The sequence below is a fragment of the Pseudonocardia petroleophila genome, from assembly GCF_014235185.1.
GTDB classification, from domain to species: domain Bacteria; phylum Actinomycetota; class Actinomycetes; order Mycobacteriales; family Pseudonocardiaceae; genus Pseudonocardia; species Pseudonocardia petroleophila.
On the sequence record NZ_CP060131.1, the window covers coordinates 5,538,862 to 5,560,122 of the forward strand.

The window sequence follows — 21,261 nt, forward strand, 5'->3', positions numbered from 1 at the left end:
TCACCCGCTCCCCTACGATCACGCTGTGAGCGCGACCGGACACGAGGTGCTCGCGGCGGTGCTGCGCGTCGGGGACACCGGGGGCGTGCAGGTCCTCGCCTGGGAGCGGGCCCGCGAGCCGGACAAGGGCCGGTGGGCCCTGCCGGGCGGGCGGCTGGGCGACGACGAGGACGTCGAGGCGTCGGTGCTGCGCCAGCTCGCGGAGAAGGTCGACGTCCGCGAGGTCGCGCACGTCGAGCAGCTCGGGGTGTTCAGCGACCCCGGCCGGGTGCCGGGGACCCGCCTCATCGCGACGGCGTTCCTCGGCCTCGTCCCGTCCGACGTCGACCCGGCGGTCCCGGACGACACGGCCTGGCGCACCGTCAGCCCGCCGCCCGCCGACGGCGCCCCCGCCCCGGACGCCCTGCCCACCCCGGTCCGCACCCCCGCGCTGGCCGGCGCCGCGTTCGACCACGGCACGATCGTCGCCGCCGCGCGCGACCGGCTCCGGGCGAAGCTGTCCTACACCAACCTCGGGTTCGCCCTCGCCCCGCGCGAGTTCACCATCTCCGCCCTGCGCGACCTCTACGTCACCGCGCTCGGCCACCCGGTCTCCGCCACCAACCTGCAGCGCGTCCTGACCCGCCGCGCGCTGCTCGAACCGACCGGCGCCGTCGCCCCTCCCGGACCCTCCGGCGGGCGGCCCGCGGCCCTGTTCCGGTTCACCGACCGGACCCTGCGCGTCACCGACGCCTTCGCCGTGCTTAAGCCGCCGGGCGAGCACGGACGGGGCGCCGTACCGTAGGCGCGTGGCCGAGACCGTCCCCGTGTTCCCCCTGGGAACCGTGCTCATGCCGGGGGCCCTGCTGCCGCTGCACATCTTCGAACCGCGCTACCGGCAGCTCACGATCGACCTGGTCGCCGGGGCCGTCCCCGACAAGGAGTTCGGGGTCGTCGCGGTGCGCGAGGGCTGGACCCCCGACGACGACGGCGTCGCCGGGCTGCACGCCGTCGGCTGCACCGCCTCCCTGCGCGACGTCCGCCGGCTGCCCGACGGGCGCTTCGACATCGTCACCCGTGGCGCCCGGCGCTTCCGCCTGCTCGACCTCGACGCGGAGTCCAAGCCGTACCTCATGGGGTCGGTGGAGTTCCTGCCCGACAGCGCGTTCGAGGGCGGCGACGACCTCACCTCGATGCTCACCACCGCCGCCCGCGACGCCCACCGCCGCTACTGCGGCACCGCGTGGAAGACCGACGACTGGTCCGAGCCGGACGCCGACATCCCGCCCGCGGAGCTGCCGGGCGCCCTCGCCGCCGACTGCCTGCTCCCGCTGACCGACAAGCAGTCCCTGCTGGAGGAGGTCTCCCCCACCGAACGGCTGCGGATGGTCCGGATGCTGCTCGCCCGGGAGACCGGGCTGCTCACCCAGCTGCGGGCGGTCCCCGCCCCGATCACGACGTTCTCGGTGGAGCACAGCGCCAACTGAGGCGCCCGCGCGTCAGCTCCAGCCGAAGCGCCCGCGCAGCTCACCGGCGACGCGCTCGAACCGGTCGCGGTCGAGCACCGCGCCCTCGCGGCGGATGTCGTGCTCCCCGACCTCCAGGACCCGGTCGAGCCGCACGAACGACTCGCGCCCCTCGCGGTCCCACGCCCCGGACCCGATCGAGACCCAGTCGCGGTCGTCGGCCCGGTCGTGCTGGCTCGACAGCATCAGCCCGACGAGGTCGCCCTCCTGCCGCCCGACGACGAGCAGCGGGCGGTCCTTGCCGCGCCCGTCGTTCTCCTCGAACGGCACCCAGGCCCAGACGATCTCGCCCGGGTCGGCGGACCCGTCGAGGTCGGGGGCGTAGGCGATGGTGCGCGGGGAGTCGCCGGTGGGCGCGCTGCGGGCCTGCGTCCGCGGCCGCGGGGCCGCCGGGCCGCCCGAGGGGGGCCTGCCGGTCGGCTGCTGCGAGGACCGCGACAGCAGGTCCATCCCGATCTTGGCCGCCTGCCGCAGCAGGTTTCCCCAGTTCGCCATGCGCCCAGCATGGCCGACCTCCCGGTCGGCCGTGCGCGCGCCCTCCGCCCGGGTCGCGGGACCGGCCGCTACGCGCTCCGGAGCTCGCCGTGCCTGCTGCAGCGGGCCGTCCAGCCCACCGGGTTGACCTGCACGACCATCCGCCGCGCGCAGTCGGGGCAGTAGCGCGGCGGCTCCAGGTCGCGCCGGGCCGCGCAGCGCGGGTGGTCCCCGGCGGGCTGCCCGCACTGGTCGCAGAAGACGTGGTCGGGGGAGGCCATCAGAGGGTGTCGTTCAGCGCCTTGATCGGCATCTGCAGCTCGCCGAGCAGGTCGATGTCGGACTCCGCGGCCCGGCCCAGCGTCGTCAGGTAGTTGCCGACGATGACGGCGTTGATCCCGCCCAGCAGGCCCTTGCGCGCACCCAGGTCGCCCAGCGTGATCTCCCGGCCGCCCGCGAAGCGGAGCACCGTGCGCGGCAGCGCGAGCCGGAACGCGGCCACCGCGCGCAGCGCGTCGGCGCCCGCCATCGGCTCCTGGTCCCCGAACGGCGTGCCCGGGCGCGGGTTGAGGAAGTTCAGCGGCACCTCGTCCGGGGTGAGCGCGGCCAGCTGCGCCGCGAACTCCGCGCGCTGCTCCAGGGTCTCCCCCATCCCCAGGATCCCGCCGCAGCACACCTCCATGCCGGCCTCGCGCACCAGCCGCAGCGTCTCCGCCCGCTCCTCCCAGGTGTGCGTGGTGACCACGTTCGGGAAGTGCGACCGGGCCGTCTCCAGGTTGTGGTTGTAGCGGTGCACGCCCATCGCGGCGAGCTGGTCGACCTGCTCCTGGTCCAGCATCCCCAGCGAGCACGCGATGTTGATGTCGATCTCGTCCTTGATCGCCGCGATGCCCGCCGCGACCTGCGCCATCAGCCGGGCGTCCGGACCCCGCACCGCCGCGACGATGCAGAACTCCGTCGCCCCGGTCTTCGCGGTCTGCTTCGCCGCCTCGACCAGCGCCGGGACGTCGAGCCACGCCGAGCGCACCGGTGAGGCGAACAGGCCGGACTGCGAGCAGAAGTGGCAGTCCTCGGGACACCCGCCGGTCTTGAGCGAGATGATCCCCTCGACCTCGACCTCCGGCCCGCACCAGCGCATCCGCACGTCGTGGGCGAGCTGGAGCAGGTCGTCGAGCGCGTCGTCGGGCAGGCGCAGCACCTCGAGCACCTGGGCCTCGTCGAGGCCGACTCCCTCCTCCAGCACCTGGGCGCGGGCGGTGGACAGGATGGCGGCGGCTTCGGTGGTCGTCACGATCCGGGACTATGCCATTTCCCGCCCAGTTCGGGCGAAAGACTGTGACGGGCGACGGCCGCGAACTCCTCCGGGGGCAGCGTCCCCGCCCCCTCGGCGACCGCGCCGAGCAGCGGCGCCCCGGTGACGGCGGGCAGGTCGGCGAGGTTGCAGCGGGCCGCGAGATCGGGGTCGCGCGGCCACGACCCGATCACGACCCCGGCGCAGCCCAGCCCGCGCGCCGCCAGCGCCTCGGTGGTCAGCGCGGTGTGGTTGAGCGTGCCCAGACCGGCGGCGGCGACGACGAGCACCGGCGCGTCGAGGGCCGCGGCGACGTCGGCGAGCGTCCCGTCGTCGTCGAACCGGACGAGCAGCCCGCCCGCCCCCTCGACGAGCACGAGGTCGTGGTCGGCGGCCAGCTCCCGGGCCGCCGCGGCCGCCGCGGCCGGGGTGACCGGCGGCACGCCCGCGCGGCGGGCGGCGGTGCCGGGGGCGAGCGGGTCGGGGTAGCGGCCGAGCTCGCGGCCGGTGACGCCGGGGACGAGGCGACCGACGTCGGCGAGGTCACCGGGCTCGTCGGGCCCCACCCCGGTCTGGGCGGGCTTGAGCACGGCGACGCGGCCCGTCGCCAGTGCCGCCACCGCCGCGGTGACGACGGTCTTGCCGACGCCCGTCCCGGTGCCGGTGACGACGAGGACCCGCCCGCTCACCGGGCCGCCGCCGGGGCCAGCACCTCGGCGAGCACCGCGCGGACGCGGTCGAGCTCGTCGGCGGTGAGCGTCGCGCGCGCGGTCAGCCGCAGCCGGCTCGTGCCCACCGGCACCGACGGCGGCCGGAAGCACCCGACCCGCACGCCCAGCTCCGCGCACCGCCGCGCCGCGGCCAGCGCCCGCTCCGGCTCGCCGAGCACCACCGACACCACCGAGGACTCCGGAACCGGCACCCCGGCGGCGTCGGCGAGGTCGGCGGCCGCGCGCAGCACCGCGGCGGGCAGCGCCGGCTCGGCCGCGAGCACGCGCAGCGCGGCCAGTGCGGAGCCGACGCAGGCCGGGGCGAGGCCGGTGTCGAAGATGAAGGAGCGCGCGGTGTCGACGAGGTGCGCGGTGACCGCCGCCGGCCCGAGCACCGCCCCGCCCTGGCTGCCCAGCGCCTTCGACAGCGTCACGGTGGCGACCACGTCGTCCGCCCCGGCCAGCCCGACGGCGGCCAGCAGCCCGCGCCCGCCCGGGCCGCAGACCCCCAGCCCGTGCGCCTCGTCGACGACGAGCAGCGCGCCCCGCTCCCGGGTGACGGCGTGCAGCGCGCGCAGCGGGGCCAGCCCGCCGTCGACGCTGTTCACGCTGTCGGTGACGACGAGGGCGCGGGACTCGGTGCGCGCGGCCAGCGCGGCGTCGACGGCAGCGGGGCCGTCGGCCACCACGATCCGGGCCCGGGACAGGCGGCAGGCGTCGACGAGCGACGCGTGGTTGGCGACGTCGGAGACGATCAGCGCCCCCGGCCCGGACAGCGCGGTCAGCGCGCCGAGGTTCGCCGCGTACCCGGAGGAGAACACCAGGGCCGACTCCGCCCCGCAGAACGCGGCGACCTCGCGCTCCAGCTCCGCGTGCAGCGCGGTGGTGCCGGTGACCAGGCGCGACCCCGTCGACCCCGCCCCCCACGTCCGGAGGGCCTCGATCCCGCCGGCGACCACCCGCGGGTCGGTGGACAACCCGAGGTAGTCGTTGCCGGCCAGGTCGATCCCGGGTTCACCGGCCGGGCGCGGCCGCAGCTCCCGGCGCAGTCCGGCGGCGCGGCGGGCGTCGGCGTGGGCGTCGAGCCAGGCGAGGGGGTGGTCGGCCACCACCCGACCCTAGTGCCGGAACTCCCGGGCCTCCCGGTCCAGGGTGAGCACCCGGGCGGTGGGGATGTCGAAGAACAGCCCGACGAGGTCGGCCCCGGTGTGCTCCAGCGCGTCGAGCTGCACCGCGACGTTGACCATCGCCAGCGCCTCCGCCTCGCCGAAGCCGTCGCGCAGGGCCGCGGCGCCGACCGGGTGCCCCGAGCGGAACGCCTCCAGGCTGGGGGTCGCCGCCCGCAGCCAGTCCCCCAGCGCGCCCTCGGCGGTGCCGTCGAGCAGCCCGCGCATCGCGCCGCAGCCGGAGTGCCCGCACACCGCGAGCGTGGGGACCCGCAGGACCGTCGTCGCGTACTGGACGGCCGCCCGCGCCGAGGTGCCCGCGACGAGGTTGCCGACGTTCTGCACGGTGAACAGGTCGCCCGGGCCGCTGCGGGTGATCACGCTGGGCACGACGCGGGAGTCGGCGCAGGTCAGCAGCAGGCCCGCGGGCGCCTGCCCGGAGCCGAGCGAGCGCAGCGTCGGCCGCAGCGCGGCCGACTCCTCGTGGAACGCCGCCACGCCCGCGAGCAGCGGGTTCGCCTCGGACCCCTGCCACTGCGACCAGGTCGCGTACCGGCCGCGGCGCGCGCCCCCGGCCCCCGGCGGCTCCGTCACCTCGGTCGGGGCGCCGCTCGCGCGGTGCCGGGTGGTCCAGGTGTCGAGGTGGTCGTAGGCGGCGTGGTCGAGGTAGTCGACGACGAGGTCGACCTGCACCGGCGCGCCCGGGGGCACCGCGCCCAGCGTCCGCGCGAGCGCCGGGACGGACAGGAAGCTCAGCGTCCCCCCGACGACGACGCGGTGCGGCTCGCCCTCGGCCGCGGGCGGCTCGTGCTGCAGGTTCGCCGAGAGCGCGCGGCGCAGCATGAGGAACCCGGCGACGGCCAGCCCGACGCCGACGCCCTCCAGCAGGTTGAGCGCCAGCACGCCGGCGATCGTGGCGAGGTAGACGGCGAGGTCGCCGTGGCGGCGGGCCTGCGTCACGTCGACGGGCTTCACCAGCTGCAGCCCGACCATGATCAGCAACCCGGCCAGCGCGGCCAGCGGCACCAGCTCGATGATGCCGATCAGGGCGATCGCGAACACCGCGATCCAGACGCCGTGCAGCACGGTCGACGCCCGCGTGCGCGCCCCGGCGCGGACGTTCGCCGAGCTGCGCACGATGACGCCGGTGACAGGCAGGCCGCCGAGCAGCCCCGACACGCCGTTGGCGGCGCCCTGGCCGATCAGCTCGCGGTCGGGCCGGGTGCGCGGGCCCTGGCTGCCGTCCGGGCGGCGCATGCGGTCGACCGCGACGGCCGAGAGCAGGCTCTCCACGCTCGCGATCAGCGCGACGGTGAGGATGCCGCCGGCGATCCCGGCCCAGTCCCCCGTCGGCAGGACCGACGGCAGCGCGATCGACTCCAGCAGCCCGCCGGGCAGGTCGACCCGCGGGACGGCGGGCCAGATCACGGCGACCGCGGTGGCCGCGACGACCGCCACGAGCGGCCCGGGCACCGCCCGCACCGCCTTCGGCACCAGCGGCCAGGCCAGCAGCATCGTGATCGTCACGCCGCCGACGGCCGCGGCGGCCGGGTCGGCGGCGAGCAGCCGGGCGGGCAGGCCGAGCAGGCTCTCCACGGCACCGGAGGGCGGGGTCCCGCCCAGGACGACGTGCAGCTGGCCGAGCACGATCGTCAGCCCGATCCCGGCGAGCATCCCGTGCACGACGGCAGGCGGGATGGCCTGGCTGAAGCGGGCGACCCGCAGCAGCCCGAACACGATCTGCAGCAGCCCTGCGCCGACCGTGATCAGGCAGGTGACCTGCCAGCCGAACCGCGCGACCAGCTCGGCGACGACGACGGTGAGACCCGCCGCGGGCCCGCTGACCTGCAGCGGAGAGCCGCCCAGCAGGCCGGCCACCACACCCCCGACGACCGCGGCGATGATCCCGGCCATGATCGGCGCGCCGGAGGCGAGCGCGATGCCCAGCGACAGCGGGACGGCGACGAGGAACACCACGAGCGAGGCGCCGACGTCGGCGCGCAGGGCGGCCAGGCGGCCGGGCGGCGCGGGGGGCGGCGGGGCGTGCTGGGCTGGGCGGACGTCGGACGCGGTCATCGAGAACTCCGGAGGTCGGTCGGTCAGGGCGGGCGCCTCGGTGCACCGCGACCCATCGAACGGCACATCACCGGTGTCCGTTCCGCGCCGTCTGTCCGCCTTGTCCGGCGTTCACGTGGTGGTCATGTTCATCTGCGCGGGGGGGTCCGCGCAGGTCGGCGGGACGCGGCGCCGGAGCCCGGCCCGCGGCACCGCCGCGACCGTCACCCGGTCCGGCGACACCCTCCGGGTGATCATGGGTGTCCATGATCACCTCTATCCCGCGGCGGCCGCCGCGCACACCGCCGCGGAGATCGACGCCAGGTCGTCCGGGGTGCAGACGTAGGGCGGCATCGTGTAGACGAGGTCGCGGAACGGGCGCAGCCACACCCCGGCGTCGATCGCCGCCGCCGAGGCCGCCGCCATGTCGACCCCGTGGTCGAGCTGCACGACCCCGATCGCGCCCAGCACCCGCACGTCGACGACGCCGGGCAGCGCGCGGGCCGGGGCGAGCCCCGCGGTGAGCGCCCGGGCGATGCCGGCGACCTCGCCGCGCCAGTCGCGCTCCCCCAGCAGCCGCACCGACGCCCCCGCCACGGCCGCGGCGAGCGGGTTGCCCATGAACGTCGGGCCGTGCATGAGGACGCCCGCGGCGCCGTCGGAGATCCCGCGGGCGACCTCCGACGTGCACAGGGCGGCCGCCATCGTCAGGTAGCCGCCGGTGAGGGCCTTGCCGACGCACAGGACGTCCGGGGCGATGCCCGCGTGGTCGGCCGCGAACATCTCGCCGGTGCGCCCGAACCCGGTGGCGATCTCGTCGAACACGAGCAGGACGTCGTGGGTGAGGCACAGCTCGCGCAGGACGTGCAGGTAGCGCGGGTCGTGGAAGCGCATCCCCCCGGCCCCCTGCACGACCGGCTCGACGACGACCGCGGCCAGCTCGTGGGCGTGGGTCTCGATCAGCTCCGCCAGCTCCGCGACGTAGGCCGTCTCGAACTCCCGCGGCGGCGCGGACGCGAACACCTGCTGCGGGAGCACGTCGGTCCACAGCGCGTGCATGCCGCCGTCGGGGTCGCAGACGCTCATCGCGCCGAACGTGTCGCCGTGGTACCCGCCGCGCCAGGTCATCAGCCGGTGCTTCTCCGGCCGGCCGCGCGAGCGCTGGTACTGCAGGCACATCTTGATCGCGACCTCGACCGACACCGAGCCCGAGTCGGCCAGGAACACGTGCTCGAGCCCGGCCGGGGTCACGTCGACGAGCAGCCGGGCGAGGTCGACGGCGGGCGAGTGCGTCAGCCCGCCGAACATCACGTGGCTCATGGCGCCGAGCTGGTCGCGCACCGCGGCGTCGAGGACCGGGTGCGCGTAGCCGTGGATGGCCGCCCACCACGACGACATGCCGTCGACGAGCTCGCGACCGTCGGCCAGGTGCAGGCGCACCCCCGCGGCCGAGGTGACCGGCAGGGGCGTCGACGTCGCCGGCATCGGGGCGTAGGGGTGCCACACGTGCTGCCGGTCGTCCGCCACGAGGCGCTCGATGTCCACGTGGGCAGACAGTAGTGACTACGCTGGGCCGGTCATGTCCGCTGCCGAGTCACTCCCCGTCCTCCCGGGCAACGAGCACCCCGCGCTGTCGCGGCGCCGCGAGCTGGGCGCGACGAGCGCCCGCTCCCTGCTGCTCACGGTGCTGGGCGAGTTCGTGCTCCCGCGCGACGAGCCGGTGTGGACGCAGGTGCTGCTCGACGTCCTCGGCGCGCTCGACGTCGAGCCCAAGTCGGCGCGGCAGGCGCTCGCCCGCACGGCGGCGGAGGGGCTCCTGGAGTCCGACCGGGCCGGGCGGCGGGTGCGCTGGTCGCTCACCCCCTCGGGCCGGCGGCTGCTCACCGACGGCGCCGAGCGCATCTACGGGTTCGGGACGGCGGCGAAGCCGTGGGACGGGCGGTGGCTGGTGCTGCTGGTCAGCGTCCCGGAGGCCCGCCGCCAGCTGCGCCACCGGCTGCGCACCCGGCTGGCCTGGGCCGGTCTCGGGTCGCCCGCGCCGGGCGTGTGGGTCTCGCCCGACCCGGGCAAGCAGCCCGAGGTCGCCGACGTCCTCGCCGACCTCGGGCTCGCCGCGGTCAGCAGCTCGTTCGTCGGGCCGTTCGGGGGGATCGGCGCCCAGGGCGACGTCGTCGCCCAGGCCTGGGACCTCGCCGAGGTCGAGCAGGCCTACGAGGAGTTCCTCGACGAGTTCTCCGGCGCCGAGCCCACCGCCCCGGCCGAGGTGCTCGCCCACCAGATCCACCTCGTGCACGCCTGGCGGCGCTTCCCCTTCCTCGACCCCCGCCTCCCCTCGGAGCTGCTGCCCGCGCACTGGGCGGGCACCCGGGCGGCCGAGCGGTTCGCCCACCTGCACGCCCGGTGGGACCGCCCGGCCCAGCAGTACTGGCAGGGTCTCGCCGGGCGGCCCTGAGCAGTCCCGGTCAGCGCCCGACCGTCACGACCTCGCCGGTCACGGTGTCGGTGATCGTCGACGCGTGCAGGTGGGTCTCCTCGCCGGGCCCGGTGTGCCGCCCGCCCTCGACCCGCAGCGCCGTGCCCACGGCGAACCGCTCCGCCGTCACGTCGCCGTGCGGCGGGAGCAGCACGACCGTGCCGTCGGCCAGCACCAGTCCGTCGGTGTCGCCCGCCGGGCCGGTGCGGTAGGAGGCGACGGTGCTCTCGACGGTCGTCGGGGTCTCGGCGATCGCCGCGGGCCCGCAGCCCGGCCCGCGCCCCGGCCCCGCACCGGGGGCGGGCGGTGCGATCCCGTCGGACGGGGCGGGCGGGGTGGCGCCGTCGGACGGGGCCGTTCCGTCGGCCGGGGCCGGCGGGGCCGCACCCGGTGCGGGCGGGGCCGGCACCGCCCCCGGCGCGGGCGGAGAGCCGCCGTCGGACGGCGCGGGCGGGGTGGGGCCGGCGTCGGACGCGGGCGGGGTGCTGCCGTCGTCCGGCGCCGCCGGGAGTGCACCGTCGGCCGGGGCGGGCGGGGCGGCCGGGGCCGCCGGAACCGTGCTCTCGGCCGGGGCGGGCGGGGCCGCAGGGGCTGCCGGAACCGTGCCGTCGGACGGCGCGGGCTGGGCCTCACCCGGCGCAGCCGGGGTGCCGCCGTCGGACGGCGCCGCCGGGACGGCGCCCTCGACCGGAGCGGGCGGGGCCTCACCCGGCACCGGCGGGCTGGGCGGGGTCTCGCCCCCGGCCGGGGCGGGCGGGGTGCCGCCCTCGGCCGGAGCGGGCGGGGCGGCCGGCGCGGGCGGGGCGGCCGGAGCCGCCGGGACGCCGCCGTCGGCCGTCGCCCCGTCCGGGGCGGGCGGGACGGGCGGCGGCAGGCAGGGGCCGGACCCCGGCCCGTCCGCGGGCGCCGTCTGCGACGGGGTGCCGGAATCGGCCGGGCCGGTGTCGGCGAGCGCGGCGGGGGCCACCAGCAGCAGGGTGGCGGCGGTGAGCGCGGCGCCGCCCGCCGCGAGGAGTGTCGTGCGGGTCATCTCGGACCTCTCGGTTGGGGACTGTCCCGACCGACGCTGGCGACCGTTGCTGAATCGGGGCTGAGGACCGGGCCCCGACGGCGGTTCGCTCAGCTCCGGCTCAGGTGCGGCGGGCCAGGATGGGTCATGGGCAACATCAGCGGGGCGCCGCGCGTGCTCGTCGTCGAGGACGCCGAGACCATCCGGGAGATGGTCGTCGAGGCCCTCGCCGACGCCGGCTACGTGACGGGCGGCCGGGCCGACGGCGGCGGGCTCGAGGACGTCCTCGACGCGTTCCGCCCCGACCTCGTCCTGCTCGACGTCATGCTCCCCGGCCGCGACGGGTTCGCCCTCGTCGACGTCGTCCGCGGCTGGGGCGACGCCGGGATCGTCATGCTGACCGCCCGCGACGCCCTCGACGACCGGGTCCGCGGCCTCGACGGCGGCGCCGACGACTACGTCGTCAAGCCGTTCCAGCTCGCCGAGCTCGTCTCGCGGGTCGGGGCGGTGCTGCGCCGGCGCGGCGTCGTGGCCTCGGCGATCCAGCTCGGCGACCTCGTGCTCGACCCGGACGCCGGCACCGCGAGCCGCGCGGGCACCGTCCTCGACCTCACCGCCACCGAGCTGCGCCTGCTCACCTACCTCGCGCAGCAGCGCGGCCGGACCGTCGGCAAGGACCAGATCCTGGCCAGCGTGTGGGGCTACGACGCCTACGACCCGAACCTGGTGGAGGTCTACATCTCCGCGCTGCGCCGCAAGATGGGCGAGCCGCGGATCCTGCACACCGTGCGCGGGCTGGGCTACGTCCTGCGGGCCGGGTCGTGAGCACGCCCACCCCGTCGCTGCGGCGCCGGGCGACGGTGGCGGTGCTCGGGCTGTTCGCGCTGCTGCTCGTCGTCGTCGGGGTGGTCATCGACATCGCGCTGGGCGCCCAGCTGCGCACCGAGCTCGACACGCGCCTGGCCGACCGCGCGGAGCGCGCGGAGGCGTTCACCGAGGCCGGGTTCCCGGCGAGCGCGCTGCCCGACCTGCTCGGCGGGCAGGACATCCGCGTCCGCGTCACCACCCCGGACGGGCGGACCTACGGCGACCCCGGCGTCGTCCCGGCCGCCCCCGACGCCCCCGCGGCCGCGGCGACGCTGACGGCCGAGCCGGCGCCGCCCGGTCCCCCGCGCGGTCCCGGTGGCGGCCCGCCGCCGGAGCCGCCCGCGGTGTCGAGCACCTCGCGCACGGTCGTGCTGTCCGACGACACCCGCGTGCTGCTCGTCGCCGACACCACCCAGATCGAGGGGGTCCGCACCCAGCTGCGGGCGATCATGCTGGTCGCGGGCCTGGCGACGCTCGGGCTCGCCGGCGTCGCCCTGCTGACGGTCGTCGCGCGCGCCCTGCGCCCCCTCGACGAGCTCACCGCGCTGGCCGGCCGGACCACCGCGGGCGACCGCGGGCAGCGGCTGCGCCCCGACCGCGCCGGCACCGACCTCGGTCGTGCGGGCGCCGCCTTCGACGGGATGCTCGACGCCCTGGAGTCCGCCGAGGCCCGCGCGCAGGGCGCCGCCACCGACGCCCGCCGGGCCGAGGCGCAGACCCGCCGGTTCCTCTCCGACGCCGCGCACGAGCTGCGCACCCCGCTCGCCGGGATGCAGGCGGTGGCCGAGCAGATGCTCAACCGCTCCCCCGGCCCCGACGACCCGAACCACCGCCGCGTCACGCTGCTGATGCGCGAGACCGCGCGCACGTCGCGCCTGGTCACCGACATGCTGGAGCTCGCCCGCATCGACAGCGGCCTGCCCCTGCGCCCCGCCGACGCCGACCTCGCCGCGATCGTCGACGCCGAGACCGAGCGGCTGCGCACGCTCGCCCCCGGCCTCACCGTGACCCGGACCGGCGCCCGCGGGCCCGTGCCGGTGCACGTCGACGCGGGCCGGATCGCACAGGTGCTCGCCAACCTCGGCGACAACGCCCGGCGCCACACCCCGCCCGGCGGGGAGATCACCCTCGACCTGACCGGCCACGCCGTGACGGTCACCGACACCGGCCCCGGCGTGCCGCCCGGGGAGCGGGAGCGGATCTTCGAGCGCCTGGTGCGCCTCGACGACGCCCGCGACCGCGAGTCCGGCGGGGCCGGCCTGGGCCTCGCGATCGCCCGCGGCCTGGCGAGGGCCCACGGCGGCGACCTGACCCTCGTACCGGGTCCGACGGGCGCGAGCTTCCGCCTGACCCTCCCGGCCTGACCGCCCCGCACCGGTACCGGGGCGCTCAGCCCAGGCAGCCCGGACCGAGCAGGGCCTTCAGGTCGCCCATCAGTGCGGAGGACTGGGTGACCTTCAGCCCGTCGTCGAGCTTCCAGACCTTCGTGCCGCTCCCGCCCACGAGCGCCAGGTGCACCTCGGACGTGCCCGGGTGGTGGCTGAGCACCTCCTTGAGCCGCGAGACCCGCTGCGGGGTGACCAGCTCGGTGCGCATGCTCACCTTGACCGGGGCGCCGGGACCGCCGCCCGCGACGGTGAGGTCGGGCAGGGCGAGGTCGTTGACGATCAGCGAGACGCGGTCGTCGCGGCGGTTGACCCGGCCCTTGAGCAGCACGATCGCGTCCTCGGCGACGTCGACGCCGACCACCTGGTAGCAGCGGGGGAAGAACAGCACCTCGAGCCCGCCCGCCAGGTCCTCCAGCTGCGCCGACGCCCAGGGCTCGCCGTTCTTGTTCACCCGCCGGTTCACCCCGGCGAGGATGCCGCCGATGGTGACCTGGTGCCCGTCGGGCACGTCGCCGCCGACGATCGCGGAGATCGGGGTGTCGGTCTTGGCCGCCAGCACCTGCTCCACGCCGTGCAGCGGGTGCCCGGAGACGTAGAGCCCGAGCATCTCCCGCTCCACGGCGAGCTTGTGCTTGGTCTCCCACTCGTCGTCGGAGACCTTGACGTCGAACACCGAGTCGAGCTCGGACGGGCCGGACCCGTCCATCGAGCCGAACAGGTCGAACTGGCCCATCGACGCAGCCTTCTTCGTGCTCATCACCGCGTCGATCGCGTCGGCGTGCACGAGGAGCAGGCCCTTGCGGGTGTGGCCGAGCGAGTCGAACGCCCCGGCCTTGATCAGCGACTCGATGACCTTCTTGTTGCAGACCACCGCGTCGACCTTGCGCAGGAAGTCGGAGAAGTCGGTGAAGTCGCCCTTGTCCTTGCGGGCCTTGACGATCGCGTCGACCACGTTGACGCCGACGTTGCGGATGCCGCCGAGCCCGAACCGGATGTCGGTGCCGACCGGCGCGAAGTTGCGCACCGACTCGTTGACGTCGGGCGCGAGCACGGTGATGCCCATGCGGCGGCACTCGGCCAGGTAGACCGCGGCCTTGTCCTTGTCGTCGCGCACCGAGGTGAGCACGCCGGACATGTACTCGGCCGGGTAGTTGGCCTTGAGGTACGCCGTCCAGTACGACACCACGCCGTACGCGGCGGAGTGGGCGCGGTTGAACGCGTAGTCGGAGAACGGGAGCAGGATGTCCCAGAGCGTCTTGACCGCGGCCGCGGAGTAGCCGTTGTCCTTCATGCCCTGCGCGAAGCCGGCGTACTCCTTGTCGAGGATCTCCTTCTTCTTCTTGCCCATCGCGCGGCGCAGCAGGTCGGCCTTGCCGAGCGTGTAGCCGGCCAGCACCTGCGCGATCGCCATGACCTGTTCCTGGTAGACGATCAGGCCGTAGGTCTCGCCGAGCACCTCCTTGAGCGGCTCCTCCAGCTCGGGGTGGATCGGGGTGACCGGCTGCCGCCCGTTCTTGCGGTCGGCGTAGTCGTTGTGGGCGTTGGCACCCATCGGGCCCGGCCGGTAGAGCGCGCCGACCGCGGAGATGTCGTCGAACTCGGTGGGGGCCATGCGCCGCAGCAGGTCGCGCATCGGGCCGCCGTCGAGCTGGAACACCCCGAGCGTCTCGCCGCGGGCGAGCAGGTCGTAGGTGTTCTGGTCGTCGAGCCCGACGTCCTCGATGACGAGCTTCGGCTTGCCGTTGAGCTCGATGTTCTCCAGCGCGTCGTCGATGATCGTGAGGTTGCGCAGGCCCAGGAAGTCCATCTTGAGCAGCCCGAGCGTCTCGCAGGCGCCCATGTCGAACTGCGTGATGATCGCGCCGTCGGCCTCGCGGCGCTGGATCGGGATGACGTCGATCAGCGGCTTGCTCGACATGATCACGCCCGCGGCGTGCACGCCCCACTGCCGCTTGAGGCCCTCCAGGCCGCGCGCGGTGTCGATGATCTCCTTGACCTGCGGGTCGACGTCGTAGAGCGCGCGGACCTCGGTGGCCTCGGAGTACCGCTTGTGCGTGGGGTCGAACACCCCGGACAGCGGGATGTCCTTGCCCATGATCGCCGGCGGCATCGCCTTGGTGATCCGGTCGGCCACCGCGTAGCCGGGCTGTCCGAACAGCACCCGCGCGGAGTCCTTGATCGCGGCCTTCGCCTTGATCGTGGAGTAGGTGATGATCTGGGCGATCCGGTCCTCGCCGTACTTCTCCGTGGTGTAGCGGATCATCTCGCCACGCCTGCGCTCGTCGAAGTCCATGTCGATGTCGGGCATCGAGATGCGCTCGGGGTTGAGGAACCGCTCGAAGAGCAGCTTGTGGTGGATCGGGTCGAGGTCGGTGATGCCCAGCGCGTAGGCGACGAGCGAGCCGGCCGCCGACCCGCGACCGGGCCCGCACCGGATGCCGACCTTCTTCGCGTGCTGGATCAGGTCGGCCGTGACCAGGAAGTAGCCGGGGAAGCCCATCTGGATGATGACGCCGACCTCGTAGTCGACCTGCTTGCGGTACTGCTCGGTGAAGCCGTTCGGGAAGCGCTGGTGCATCCCCCGCTCGACCTCCTTGACGAGCCAGCTCTCCTCGGACTCGCCCTCGGGCACGGGGGCCCGGGGCATGAGGTCCTGGCCCTCGACGAAGTTGACGTCGACCCGCTCGGCGATCGCGAGCGTGTTGTCGCAGGCCTCGGGGAAGGCGTCGTCCCACTGGGCCCGCATCTCGGCCGGGGACTTGAGGTAGAAGTCCTGCGCGTCGAACCGGAACCGGTTGGGGTCGGCGAGGGTCTTGCCGGTCTGCACGCACAGCAGCACCTCGTGCGGCTTGGCGTCCTCGGCGTAGGTGTAGTGCAGGTCGTTGGTGGCCAGGCCGGGCAGCTCGAGCTGCTTCTTGAGCCGGTGCAGGTCGTCGCGGACCCGGCGCTCGATCTCGATGCCGTGGTCCATCAGCTCGCAGAAGAAGTTGTCCTTGCCGAAGATGTCGCGGTAGTCGCTCGCGGCCTGCACGGCGGCGTCGTACTTGTCCTGCTGGAGCAGCCGCTGGACCTCGCCGGAGGGGCAGCCGGTGGTGGCGATGATCCCCTTGCCGTAGGTCTCCAGCAGCTCGCGGTCCATGCGGGGCTTGTAGTAGTACCCCTCCAGCGACGCGAGCGAGGAGAGCCGGAAGAGGTTGTGCATCCCCTCGTTGTTCTCGGCGAGCAGCGTCATGTGGGTGTACATCTCACCGGGGTTGTCGGTGTCGTCCGCCCCCGACGCGCCCCGGGCCAGCACGGCGCGCTTGCGCTCGTGGCGGCTCCCCGGCGCGAGGTAGCCCTCCATGCCGATGATCGGCTTGACGCCCGCGGCCTTCGCCTTGCGCCAGAACTCGTAGGCCCCGAACACGTTGCCGTGGTCGGTCATGGCCAGCGCGGGCATCTCCATCCGCGCGGCCTCCTTGAACAGGTCGTCCAGGCGCGCGGCCCCGTCGAGCATGGAGAACTCGGTGTGGGTGTGCAGGTGGACGAAGCTGTCGCCGGAGGAGTCGGCACCTGAGCTGGCCATCGGGGTGGGGAGCTCCCTCCTGGCACGGCCCGCCCGGGCCGCGCGATCGTCGCGTCCCGGCGGCAGGACGTTCCTCGGTCGGGCCGGCACCGTGGTGCGGCCCGGCCGACGGGCCGCGGGGATGGCTCAGGTTAACCCCGACCCCCGACAGTTCCGGCGCTCCGGTACCGCCCGGCGCCGAACGCGCTGCTCACCCCGCCCGGCGGCGTGTCGACCACCGGACCGGGCCGCGGGAGGGGCTCAGGCGGCGCGGACCGCCCCCGCCTCGCGGCGACCCAGCAGGCGCTCGTAGATCCCCTCGAACGTGCTCAGGGTCGCCCCGAGCTCGTGGGAGGCCACCAGCTCGCGGCTCGCCGCGCCCATCCGCCGCCGCATGTCGGCGTCGCCGACGAGCGTGGCCAGTCGCGTGGTGAGCTCCGGCACGTCGCCGGGGGTGTAGAGCCAGCCGTTGCGGCCCGGGCGGACCAGGTGCGGCAGGGCCATCGCGTTGGCGGCGACCACCGGGGTGCCCGCGGCCATCGCCTCCAGCGTCACGAGGCTCTGCAGCTCCGCGATGCCGGGCATGCAGAACACCGACGCCCGCTGGTAGGCGGCCACGAGCTCGTCCTCGTCGACGAAGCCGCGGAAGTGGGTGCGGGTGCCGATGCCGAGCTCCGCGGCGAGCCCCGTCCACTCCTCCCGCATGACGCCCTCGCCGATGATCTCCAGCTCGGCGCGGGTGCCGGCGGGCAGCGCGGCGAACGCGCGCAGCAGCTCGTCGACCCGCTTCTCCTGGTCCATCCGGCCGACGAACAGCACGCGCAGCGGGGCGGACGGGTCGGGCTCGGACCCCCGGTACTTCGCGACGTCGATGCCGCAGGACACGGCGAGCGAGCCGGTCATCCCGGTGGCCTTCTCCAGCAGCTCGACGGCGCGCGGGGTGGGCGCGGTGACGACGTCGGCGTGGCGGTAGATCAGGTGCATGTCCCACCAGCCGAGCCTGGTGACCGGCTTCTGCAGGGGCTTCGGCACGCGCGCGTGCCCGACCAGGTTCTCCGGCATGAAGTGGTTGGTGGCGACGATCGGCGTGCCGGCGGCGCGGGCGGCGTGCACGAGGCCGCGGCCGACCGGGAAGTGCCCCTGGACGTGCAGGACGTCGGGGGCGATCTCGGCGAACAGCCGGGCCGTGCGCGGGCGCGTGGTCCACGGCCACGCCACGCGGAAGTCGGGGTGGCTGAACCAGCGGTGCGACTTCAGCGTGTGCACGGTGACGCCGTCCTCGACGCGGACCTCCGGCGGCCCGTCGTGCGACGGCGCCACCACGTGCACCTCGTGGCCGCGCTCGGCCAGGCCAGCGGCGAGCCGCGAGGAGAAGCGCGACAGTCCGTTGACGTCGGGCGCGTAGGTGTCTGCGCCGATGACGATGCGTAGCGGCTTCACGGGGAGTGATCCTTTCGGATGCGGTCGGCCGGGGCCGACGCTGGTCACGGGCGGGGAGCGTGCCGCGGCGCCGCGGCGGGTTCGTCGGAGGGGGCGGGACCGTTGGGGGACGCGGAACCGGCCGCGCGGGCGGCGGCGCGCGCACGTCGGGCGTCGGGGTGGTAGCGGGCCAGCGAGACGACCCCGGCGGCCGCGGCGGCGGCGCAGGCGAGGAGTACGACGGCCTCGACCCCGGACGTCGCGGGGCCCTCGCCGAGCAGGACGATGCCCAGCAGCACCGCGACGATGGGGTCGACGACGGTGAGGCAGGCGATGACCACCTCGGGCGGGCCGGAGGCGAACCCCTGTTGGATCAGCCAGCCGCCGACGAGCAGGGCGACCCCGATGCCGGCGGCGGTGCCGAGCAGGCGCGGGTCGTTCCACGCGACGAGGCCGGTGGTGATCTGCAGCGACAGCGCCCGCACCAGGGCGGACACCAGGCCGAAGGCGACGGCGCCCGCGGTGACGTAGGCGACGCAGCGGCGCCAGCCGCGGGTGAACGAGGCGATCCCGACCAGCACCAGGATCAGCGCGGTGCTGATGCCGCCGGCGATCAGCGTGGCGAAGTCGGGGACGCGGGTGGCCGACGTGGAGTTCGCGGCGATCGTGACGAACGCCGCGACGCCCGCCACGCTCAGCGCGACCCCGAGCAGCACCCCGCGGCCGGGGCTCTCGTGGGTGCGCCGGGCGGTGAGCAGCACCGCGATCGGCACGGCCAGCACCCCGATCGGCTGCACGACCGAGAGCGGGCTCAGCACCAGCGCGACGGCGTGCAGGCCGGAGCCCGCGCCGGCCGCGGCGAGACCGAGCAGCCACCCGGGGCGGCTGACCAGCGCGCGGAAGGCGCGCAGGCCCAGCCGCCTGCCGTCGGTGGAGACGTCGTCGACCGCGTCGTGCTGCAGGGTGGCGGCCACCGCGAAGCAGCCCGCCGCGACCACCGCCAGCGCGATGGCCGGCGTGGACGCCAGGAGGGTCGGGGTGGTCACGCGGTCTCCCCGCAGTCGGCCCGGTCGCCCAGCGGCGCCGGCACGTGGGTGGCGGCCCGGGCGAGCACCACGGGGCCCGGCTGCGGGGCGACGACCAGCGCGCCGAGGACCACCGAGTCCCCCGCCCATGCGGTCCGCGTCGCGGACCTACCGATCGTCGTCATGATCCCACCGTGGCATCCCGAAGCTGAGACGTACATCAGGATCACTACCGAGTGGTATCGGGGGTTACCCCGAAACGCGCACGTCACGGCAGTGTTCTCCGACTCGTGGCCCCGCCGACGCCGTACCGTGACCCGACCGTATCCTTCGCGACCGGGTGCCTGCGTGACCAGGAGGCCACCTACACTCCGCGCGGTGGCCAGCCTCCCCTCCGCATCGCGCTCGGAGCGTCTGCCGGGCCGTCGTCACGAGGTCGACCTCCCGACGGGAATGGTTCCGTACCGGACGTACGGCGACGTCACCGCCCCTCCCCTGGTCATGCTGCACGGCCTCCGGGGCGACCACCACGGCCTCGAACCGATCGTCGCGCACCTGTCCGGCTTCCACGTCGTGGTGCCCGACCTGCCGGGGTTCGGCGAGGCCCCGCCGCTGACGTCCGGCACCCACGATCTGGCCGGTTACGCCGCCTGGACCAGCAGGTTCGTCCGCACGGTGGCACCTGGCGCGGCCCTGCTGGGGCACTCGTTCGGCTCCATCGTGGCCGCGGCCGCCGTCGCCGACGGGCTGGCGGTCCCGAGGCTGGTGCTGGTCACCCCGGTCGCCGGGTCCGCGCTCGCCGGGCCCCGCCAGGTCATGACGAAGGCCACCGTGCTCGTGCACCGGCTGTGCGCCGCGCTGCCCGAGCGCCTCGGCTCGGCGGTGCTGCGCAGCCGGCTGTTCACGCGCGTCGCGAGCGTCGCGATGGTGAAGACCCCCGACCGGGAGCTGCGGCGCTGGATCCACGCCGAGCACGACCGGTACTTCGGCGGGTTCGCCGACCGCCGGGTGCTGATGGAGGCGTTCGGGGCGTCGGTGTCGCACGGGGTGGACGAGTCGGCCGCCCGGATCCTGATACCGACGCTGCTCATCGGCACCGAGCTCGACGACATCACCGCCCCCGCCGAGCAGCGGCGCCTGGCCGCGGTGTTCCCGGACGCCCGGCTGGAGGTGCTCGACGGGACCGGGCACCTCGTGCACTACGAGCGTCCCGACGCCGTCGCCGCCCTGATCACCGCCTTCCTCTCGGGCGAGGGCCCCGCGTGAGGATCGCCGTCGACTGCCGCTACGTGCGCGTCGACCACCACGACGGGATCAGCCGCTACACCGCGGGGCTGGTGGCGGCCCTGGCCGGGCTGCACCCCGTCACGATGATCATCAGCGACCCGCGGCAGCTCGGGATGCTCCCGGACCTGCCGTCGTTCCGGGTGAGCGGACCCACGAGCGTCCGGGAGCCGCTGGTGGCCCGGCAGGTCAACCGCCTCGCCCCGGACGTCGTGTTCAGCCCGATGCAGACCATGGGCACCTGGGGCCGCCGCTACGGCCTGGTGCTCACGCTGCACGACCTCATCTACTACCGGCACGCCACTCCCCCGCGCGACCTCCCGGCCCCGATCCGGCTGCTCTGGCGGCTCTACCACCTGGCGTGGTGGCCGCAGCGGGTGCTGCTGGACCGGGCCGACGCCGTCGTCACGGTGTCGGGGACGACGGCGGGGCTCATCGCCGACCACCGGCTCACCCGGCGCCCGGTGACGGTGGTGCCGAACGCCGCGGACCCGCTGCCCGCGACGCCCGCCGCACCCGGCAGGCGGCTGGTCTACATGGGCTCGTTCATGCCGTACAAGAACGTCGACGTGCTGGTCCGGGCGGCCGCCGCGCTGCCCGGCCACGAGCTGCACCTGATGAGCCGGGTCGCCCCGGCGGAGCGGGCGCGGCTGGAGGCGCTGGCCCCGTCGGCGCGGCTGGTGTTCCACGACGGCGCGTCCGACGCCGAGTACGCCGCGGCGCTGCGGGGCGCGACCGCGCTGGTCTCGGCCTCGCGCGACGAGGGGTTCGGCATCCCGCTCGTCGAGGCGATGGGGGTGGGCACGCCGGTGGTGGTGAGCGACATCCCGGTGTTCCGCGAGGTCGGGGCGGACGCGGGGGCCTACGTCGACCCCGACGACGTCGACGGCTTCGTCGCGGCGGTCCGGGCGCTCGACGACCCGGCGGTCCGCGCGGCCCGGGGCGAGGCGGCGCTGCGGCGGGCGGAGCACTACAGCTGGGCCGCGAGCGCGCGCACCCTGCTGGACCTGCTGGAGCGCGTCGCGACGCAGCGCCGCCCCTGACGCGCGCG

20 protein-coding genes are annotated in these 21,261 nt (G+C 75.4%); 7 read left to right on the plus strand and 13 right to left on the minus strand.

What is annotated here, in order from left to right; genetic code table 11:
* Nucleotides 1-25 precede the first annotated feature (25 nt).
* Both H6H00_RS27290 and H6H00_RS27295 read left to right on the plus strand, forming a co-directional pair.
* Nucleotides 26-784 (plus strand): NUDIX hydrolase, encoded by a 759-nt coding sequence (locus H6H00_RS27290; RefSeq protein WP_304632931.1) that lies wholly within the window; start codon nucleotides 26-28, stop codon nucleotides 782-784.
* Between the two features lie 46 nt (nucleotides 785-830).
* The gene (locus H6H00_RS27295) at nucleotides 831-1,466 is read left to right on the plus strand and encodes an LON peptidase substrate-binding domain-containing protein (protein ID WP_379539808.1); all 636 of its coding nucleotides are present in this window, start codon (nucleotides 831-833) and stop codon (nucleotides 1,464-1,466) included.
* Between the two features lie 12 nt (nucleotides 1,467-1,478).
* Here H6H00_RS27295 and H6H00_RS27300 read toward each other — a convergent pair whose 3' ends face one another.
* The 8 genes from H6H00_RS27300 to H6H00_RS27330 all read right to left on the minus strand — a co-directional run bounded on the left by H6H00_RS27300 (nucleotide 1,479) and on the right by H6H00_RS27330 (nucleotide 8,746).
* The gene (locus H6H00_RS27300) at nucleotides 1,479-2,000 is read right to left on the minus strand and encodes a type II toxin-antitoxin system PemK/MazF family toxin (protein WP_185718519.1); all 522 of its coding nucleotides are present in this window, start codon (nucleotides 1,998-2,000) and stop codon (nucleotides 1,479-1,481) included.
* 68 nt (nucleotides 2,001-2,068) lie between these two features.
* Nucleotides 2,069-2,260: a biotin synthase auxiliary protein BsaP gene (bsaP, locus tag H6H00_RS27305; RefSeq protein WP_185718520.1), complete on the minus strand. Its 192-nt coding sequence runs from the start codon at nucleotides 2,258-2,260 to the stop codon at nucleotides 2,069-2,071.
* Nucleotides 2,260-3,270, minus strand: a complete 1,011-nt coding sequence (gene bioB, locus H6H00_RS27310) for a biotin synthase BioB (RefSeq protein WP_185718521.1) — start codon at nucleotides 3,268-3,270, stop codon at nucleotides 2,260-2,262. The genes bsaP and bioB overlap by 1 nt, the downstream gene beginning before the upstream one ends.
* Nucleotides 3,267-3,959, minus strand: a complete 693-nt coding sequence (gene bioD, locus H6H00_RS27315) for a dethiobiotin synthase (protein WP_185718522.1) — start codon at nucleotides 3,957-3,959, stop codon at nucleotides 3,267-3,269. Before bioD ends, bioB begins: the two co-directional genes overlap by 4 nt.
* Nucleotides 3,956-5,089: an 8-amino-7-oxononanoate synthase gene (locus tag H6H00_RS27320; protein WP_255425395.1), complete on the minus strand. Its 1,134-nt coding sequence runs from the start codon at nucleotides 5,087-5,089 to the stop codon at nucleotides 3,956-3,958. The genes bioD and H6H00_RS27320 overlap by 4 nt, the downstream gene beginning before the upstream one ends.
* A gap of 9 nt (nucleotides 5,090-5,098) precedes the next feature.
* Nucleotides 5,099-7,222: a SulP family inorganic anion transporter gene (locus H6H00_RS27325; protein WP_185718524.1), complete on the minus strand. Its 2,124-nt coding sequence runs from the start codon at nucleotides 7,220-7,222 to the stop codon at nucleotides 5,099-5,101.
* 111 nt (nucleotides 7,223-7,333) lie between these two features.
* Nucleotides 7,334-7,459: a hypothetical protein gene (locus tag H6H00_RS32530; protein ID WP_255425396.1), complete on the minus strand. Its 126-nt coding sequence runs from the start codon at nucleotides 7,457-7,459 to the stop codon at nucleotides 7,334-7,336.
* Nucleotides 7,460-7,477: 18 nt separating this feature from the next.
* Entirely contained in the window at nucleotides 7,478-8,746 is a 1,269-nt protein-coding gene (locus H6H00_RS27330; RefSeq protein ID WP_185718525.1) for an adenosylmethionine--8-amino-7-oxononanoate transaminase, read from the minus strand.
* Between the two features lie 34 nt (nucleotides 8,747-8,780).
* Between H6H00_RS27330 and H6H00_RS27335 the strand changes: the two genes are divergently transcribed.
* Nucleotides 8,781-9,653 carry a PaaX family transcriptional regulator gene (locus H6H00_RS27335; RefSeq protein ID WP_185718526.1) on the plus strand — a complete coding sequence of 291 codons (873 nt, stop codon included), beginning with the start codon at nucleotides 8,781-8,783 and terminating at the stop codon, nucleotides 9,651-9,653.
* Nucleotides 9,654-9,663: 10 nt separating this feature from the next.
* Here H6H00_RS27335 and H6H00_RS27340 read toward each other — a convergent pair whose 3' ends face one another.
* Nucleotides 9,664-10,704, minus strand: coding sequence for a hypothetical protein (locus H6H00_RS27340; RefSeq protein ID WP_185718527.1), 1,041 nt, complete (start codon nucleotides 10,702-10,704; stop codon nucleotides 9,664-9,666).
* A 126-nt stretch (nucleotides 10,705-10,830) separates the two neighbouring features.
* Here H6H00_RS27340 and H6H00_RS27345 point away from each other — a divergent pair, with 126 nt between their 5' ends.
* On the plus strand, nucleotides 10,831-11,508 hold the full coding sequence (locus H6H00_RS27345) for a response regulator transcription factor (RefSeq protein WP_185718528.1): 678 nt from the start codon (nucleotides 10,831-10,833) through the stop codon (nucleotides 11,506-11,508).
* On the plus strand, nucleotides 11,505-12,914 hold the full coding sequence (locus tag H6H00_RS27350) for a sensor histidine kinase (RefSeq protein ID WP_185718529.1): 1,410 nt from the start codon (nucleotides 11,505-11,507) through the stop codon (nucleotides 12,912-12,914). The genes H6H00_RS27345 and H6H00_RS27350 overlap by 4 nt, the downstream gene beginning before the upstream one ends.
* A 25-nt stretch (nucleotides 12,915-12,939) precedes the next feature.
* Here H6H00_RS27350 and dnaE read toward each other — a convergent pair whose 3' ends face one another.
* The 4 genes from dnaE to H6H00_RS27370 all read right to left on the minus strand — a co-directional run bounded on the left by dnaE (nucleotide 12,940) and on the right by H6H00_RS27370 (nucleotide 19,111).
* Nucleotides 12,940-16,503, minus strand: coding sequence for a DNA polymerase III subunit alpha (gene dnaE / locus H6H00_RS27355; RefSeq protein WP_185718530.1), 3,564 nt, complete (start codon nucleotides 16,501-16,503; stop codon nucleotides 12,940-12,942).
* 240 nt (nucleotides 16,504-16,743) lie between these two features.
* Entirely contained in the window at nucleotides 16,744-17,922 is a 1,179-nt protein-coding gene (locus H6H00_RS27360; RefSeq protein WP_185718531.1) for a glycosyltransferase, read from the minus strand.
* A 44-nt stretch (nucleotides 17,923-17,966) separates the two neighbouring features.
* The gene (locus H6H00_RS27365) at nucleotides 17,967-18,947 is read right to left on the minus strand and encodes a DMT family protein (RefSeq protein ID WP_185718532.1); all 981 of its coding nucleotides are present in this window, start codon (nucleotides 18,945-18,947) and stop codon (nucleotides 17,967-17,969) included.
* Nucleotides 18,944-19,111 carry a hypothetical protein gene (locus tag H6H00_RS27370; protein WP_185718533.1) on the minus strand — a complete coding sequence of 56 codons (168 nt, stop codon included), beginning with the start codon at nucleotides 19,109-19,111 and terminating at the stop codon, nucleotides 18,944-18,946. Before H6H00_RS27370 ends, H6H00_RS27365 begins: the two co-directional genes overlap by 4 nt.
* Nucleotides 19,112-19,304: 193 nt before the next feature.
* Here H6H00_RS27370 and H6H00_RS27375 point away from each other — a divergent pair, with 193 nt between their 5' ends.
* Both H6H00_RS27375 and H6H00_RS27380 read left to right on the plus strand, forming a co-directional pair.
* Nucleotides 19,305-20,192 carry an alpha/beta fold hydrolase gene (locus H6H00_RS27375; RefSeq protein WP_221775683.1) on the plus strand — a complete coding sequence of 296 codons (888 nt, stop codon included), beginning with the start codon at nucleotides 19,305-19,307 and terminating at the stop codon, nucleotides 20,190-20,192.
* A complete protein-coding gene (locus H6H00_RS27380; RefSeq protein WP_185718534.1) occupies nucleotides 20,189-21,253 on the plus strand; it encodes a glycosyltransferase family 4 protein in 1,065 nt (354 codons plus the stop codon). Before H6H00_RS27375 ends, H6H00_RS27380 begins: the two co-directional genes overlap by 4 nt.
* Nucleotides 21,254-21,261: the final 8 nt, after the last annotated feature.

Excerpts from the sequence above, each read along its gene's own strand:
- dnaE (WP_185718530.1), bottom strand. The coding sequence starts at position 16,503 with ATGGCCAGCTCAGGTGCCGACTCCTCCGGCGACAGCTTCGTCCACCTG.
- H6H00_RS27345 (WP_185718528.1), top strand. The coding sequence starts at position 10,831 with ATGGGCAACATCAGCGGGGCGCCGCGCGTGCTCGTCGTCGAGGACGCC.
- bsaP (WP_185718520.1), bottom strand. The coding sequence starts at position 2,260 with ATGGCCTCCCCCGACCACGTCTTCTGCGACCAGTGCGGGCAGCCCGCC.
- H6H00_RS27340 (WP_185718527.1), bottom strand. The coding sequence starts at position 10,704 with ATGACCCGCACGACACTCCTCGCGGCGGGCGGCGCCGCGCTCACCGCC.
- H6H00_RS27325 (WP_185718524.1), bottom strand. The coding sequence starts at position 7,222 with ATGACCGCGTCCGACGTCCGCCCAGCCCAGCACGCCCCGCCGCCCCCC.
- H6H00_RS27370 (WP_185718533.1), bottom strand. The coding sequence starts at position 19,111 with ATGACGACGATCGGTAGGTCCGCGACGCGGACCGCATGGGCGGGGGAC.
- H6H00_RS27300 (WP_185718519.1), bottom strand. The coding sequence starts at position 2,000 with ATGGCGAACTGGGGAAACCTGCTGCGGCAGGCGGCCAAGATCGGGATG.
- H6H00_RS27295 (WP_379539808.1), top strand. The coding sequence starts at position 831 with ATGCCGGGGGCCCTGCTGCCGCTGCACATCTTCGAACCGCGCTACCGG.
- H6H00_RS32530 (WP_255425396.1), bottom strand. The coding sequence starts at position 7,459 with ATGATCACCCGGAGGGTGTCGCCGGACCGGGTGACGGTCGCGGCGGTG.
- H6H00_RS27335 (WP_185718526.1), top strand. The coding sequence starts at position 8,781 with ATGTCCGCTGCCGAGTCACTCCCCGTCCTCCCGGGCAACGAGCACCCC.